This is a genomic window from Mesorhizobium sp. M7A.F.Ca.MR.362.00.0.0 (assembly GCF_004023175.1).
In the GTDB taxonomy this organism is placed as follows: Bacteria; Pseudomonadota; Alphaproteobacteria; order Rhizobiales; family Rhizobiaceae; genus Mesorhizobium.
Window position 1 is genome coordinate 1 of sequence record NZ_RZTF01000701.1, and the last position, 607, is coordinate 607.

The 607-nt window shown below is 58.8% G+C and carries 1 protein-coding gene; it reads left to right on the forward strand.

Annotated elements, in window-relative coordinates:
• Positions 1 to 594: XcyI family restriction endonuclease (locus EOC06_RS36950; RefSeq protein WP_128310094.1), on the forward strand; the 594-nt coding region annotated here is incomplete at its 5' end.
• Positions 595 to 607: the final 13 nt, after the last annotated feature.

The following is a 607-nucleotide window of genomic DNA, read 5'->3' on the forward strand; positions in this document are numbered from 1 at the left end:
GAGATGTGTGAGGCCGGTGCGCAGCTGCTCACGGGCATCGCCGGTAAGGCTGTCACCATCGCCCTTTTAGACGACCTGACCCTGCTTACATTGGGGCCGCAACTGCGCGGGGGAGCCAATGTCCGTCGGGGTACCGCCGGCATCATCCAGGTTTTCAACGTCATCAAGGAACTTGTGCAAGACCACATCGAGGCGTCGGGCCCAAGGTTCATCCGCGTCCGGAACGCGGCTGGTCGTCAGGTACGCATCGAATTCGCCGCAGACCCGGACATCGTGATCCGCGAGGAAATGAGGGCCGACAGCTTTCGCAATATTGTCGCGATCGAGGTAAAGGGCGGCACAGACTTTTCCAACATCCACAACCGAATTGGCGAGGCTGAAAAGAGCCACCAGAAAGCTCGAGGAGCCGGCTACGTCGAATGTTGGACTATTGTGAATGTCGATCGCATCGACATGACCATGGCCGCGCGCGAATCCCCGACCAGCAATCGCTTTTACCGAATCTCGAGTCTCGTAGCTGCCTCAGGGGCAGAATTCGACGAGTTTCGTGACCTAGTGACGGCCATGATCGGCATCGCCGGTACAACGTCCTAGCGCTTCCGTGCTC